Below are 2,760 nucleotides of genomic sequence, written 5' to 3'. Positions count from 1 at the left end.
GTTTGTCAACTACATCCACGAACGTCCGGAGGAAGTGCTGCAGCGCTTAGGGTGTGCAGGATGACTGAGAAGTTAACTCTTCATGTTGCATGTATATAGCATCAGAAGGGGAAATATAGGGACATGCGGGCGCATGTCTTTTTGTTTGCCTAAAAATATATCGCTCCATAATTTTTGCAAAATTCACTGCTACAATATAAGTAACGGATGGAGAGGGTGAGAAGAAGAGTGTATTCATTCCTAAGCCAAATCAGCAACCTGCTGAGCCAGCCGTTTCTGAATATGGCCAACAGCACAACAGCGCTTCCTGTTTTGTCAGCGTTTCTTCTTGGCATCGTCGGAGCGATGGCTCCGTGCCAGCTGACTAGCAACTTAGGAGCAATCACGTTGTACAGCAACCAATCTCTGCAAAAGGGGATCGCTTGGAAAGAACTGCTTTTATTTATTTTCGGAAAGGTCATCGCTTTTTCCGGGTTAGGCTTGATCGTCTGGTTGATGGGGAAGGAGATTCAAAGTACACTGACACTATACTTTCCATGGTTAAGAAAGCTGATTGGCCCGATTCTTGTTCTCGTAGGCTTGTATTTGTTAGGGCTTTTTAAAATGTATTGGAATGTCACTTTGTTCAGAGTGCCGGAGAGATGGGTAAAAGGAAAAATCGGTTCGTTTTTCATGGGATTTGGCTTTTCGTTGGCTTTTTGTCCAACGATGTTTGTTTTATTTTTTGTTACTCTAATGCCTCTCGTATACTCAACGTCTTATGGAGTGTTGTTGCCGAGCGTCTTTGCCGTCGGAACTTCTGTACCGGTTATTTTCTTCATCCTCATCCTTTGGTACTTAGGATTGAGCGGTGCTGTCATGAAAAAAGGAAGACGGGTAGGGAAGCTCATTCAGCAAACCGCTGGAATTGTGATGGTATTGCTTGGCGTGTTCGATACCATCACTTATTGGTTCTAACATCCGTCCGAAAGAATTGAAAAATAGGTGGGCCATCAACCTTCTTCACTAAATCACCAGCTTTCTAAAGCAAAAGGAGGAAACCGCTCATGCGCAAAACCGCGATTGTATGGTTATCGTTATTGGCGATGTTGGCGTTTGTTCTCGGGGGGTGCGCAGCCAATTCCCCTCAAGACAAAACCGAACCAGAGAAAAATGGGCAACCAGCCGCCCTTGAACAAACACAAGAAACGAACAAATTCTACTTTACTGCCAACGAGGGCGGAAGCATTTCAAAAATTGATGCGAGAACAAACAAAGTGGTCGGAACGATCAAAGTCGACGGCGCGGTCCATAACGTCCAAGTTTCTCCCGACGGAGCTATTATCGGCGCTACGTTAGTTCCGGCCATGCAACACGGGCATGACCAGTCAATGGATATGAAAGGAATGGCGTTGTTTTATGATACGGAAACGAATGAATTAATCAAAAAAGTGGAAGTGGGACACCATCCCGCCCATATCGTGTTTACTGAAAACGGCAAATACGCCCTTGTGACCAATAATGAAGACAATAACGTTTCCGTTATTGATCTCGCGAGCTATTCAGTCATTGAAACCATTCCAACCGGAAAAGGCCCGCACGGGTTTCGCATTTCCAAAGACAGCCAATACGCGTATGTCGCCAACATGGGGGAAGACAGCGTCAGTGTTCTCAACTTGCAAACAATGAAAGAAGAAAAGAAAATCACAGTCGGATCCATCCCTGTCACAACCGGCATTACTTCGGACGGCAAAACGTTAGTCGTAACGTTGAATGCTGAAAATGCCTTGGCCATTGTTGACGTAACAAGCGGGAAAGTGGAAAAAATCCCTGTCGGGCAAGGGCCAGCCCAAGTGTACGTGTCGCCTGACGATACGTTTGCTTATGTCGCCAATCAAGGGACGAAAGAGGCGCCCTCTCATTCTGTAAGCAAGATAAACTTAAAAACGAAACAAGTCGTGGCCACAATTGAAACAGGAAACGGAGCGCATGGGGTCGTCACAAGCCCGGATGGCAAGTATGTTTTCGTTACGAATATGTTCGACAACACCGTGAGCGTCATTGATCAAGAACAAAACAAAGCAATCCAAACGGTTCAAGTAGGCGAAATGCCCAACGGGATCAGCATCATGCCGTAAAGGAAAAAGTAGCAGGTTGGACGTTCCAGCCTGCTGTTTTTTCTGCGGAATAACGGATTTTCATTTTTCCCTTTTCCTCGGGCTCAGTACGGCAATATACACATTGCCATCTTGAATATAAGCGTCAAATGTATCTAACGGTCTTGGCGGTGGCCCCCCTACATTGATACCGTATTCGTCATATTGCCCCGCGTGGCACGGACATAAGAAGCGGATGCCTGTTTTCTGCATGTTCTCCTCAGCATCTCCAACGGTACACCCTAGATGGGTGCAAATCGGGGACATAATGAGTAAAGAACCATCTTCATTTTTGTTAATGTAGACCACGAGTGTTGATTATCCAAAATTATACATACGCCTTCCATAAATTTGGGCATACTCAAACAAAGCAGCGGCCATCCCGGATTTCCAATCGATAGGAAGCTGCCCAGAGAAAAAACGGCAAACAAACGAAATGAAGGAAAGAGAGACGTTCGTCCGTTTTTTGGTTTGATCATACAGCCATCGCAGCAACACATACGCAATGAACGCCGCAAACAGCTGATTGTATACCGCATTTTCCGTCGTGCCAAACAAGGTTGGGACATTCAGATATTGCTTTACCCAGCGGAAAAAGACTTCAACGGTCCAACGTTGTTGGTAC

4 protein-coding genes are annotated in these 2,760 nt (G+C 45.7%); 2 read left to right on the top strand and 2 right to left on the bottom strand.

What is annotated here, in order from left to right; genetic code table 11:
• Positions 1-228 precede the first annotated feature (228 nt).
• Complete coding sequence (locus tag CV944_RS16630) at positions 229-957, top strand: urease accessory protein UreH domain-containing protein (RefSeq protein WP_015863917.1); 729 nt, start codon at positions 229-231, stop codon at positions 955-957.
• Positions 958-1,046: 89 nt separating this feature from the next.
• Positions 1,047-2,117 carry a YncE family protein gene (locus tag CV944_RS16625; RefSeq protein WP_100664552.1) on the top strand — a complete coding sequence of 357 codons (1,071 nt, stop codon included), beginning with the start codon at positions 1,047-1,049 and terminating at the stop codon, positions 2,115-2,117.
• Positions 2,118-2,177: 60 nt separating this feature from the next.
• On the opposite strand, the gene CV944_RS16620 is transcribed toward CV944_RS16625, so the two are convergent.
• Complete coding sequence (locus CV944_RS16620; protein WP_255408641.1) at positions 2,178-2,444, bottom strand: QcrA and Rieske domain-containing protein; 267 nt, start codon at positions 2,442-2,444, stop codon at positions 2,178-2,180.
• 9 nt (positions 2,445-2,453) lie between these two features.
• Positions 2,454-2,760 (bottom strand): transposase (locus tag CV944_RS16615; protein WP_145994846.1); only part of this gene is annotated, 307 nt, incomplete at its 5' end.

The sequence above is a fragment of the Geobacillus sp. WSUCF-018B genome, from assembly GCF_002809985.1.
Lineage (GTDB): Bacteria > Bacillota > Bacilli > Bacillales > Anoxybacillaceae > Geobacillus > Geobacillus thermophilus.
The sequence above is the reverse complement of the archived record's forward strand: the minus strand, read 5'-3'. Positions and strand labels throughout refer to the sequence as shown.

Excerpts from the sequence above, each read along its gene's own strand:
- CV944_RS16625 (WP_100664552.1), top strand. The coding sequence starts at position 1,047 with ATGCGCAAAACCGCGATTGTATGGTTATCGTTATTGGCGATGTTGGCG.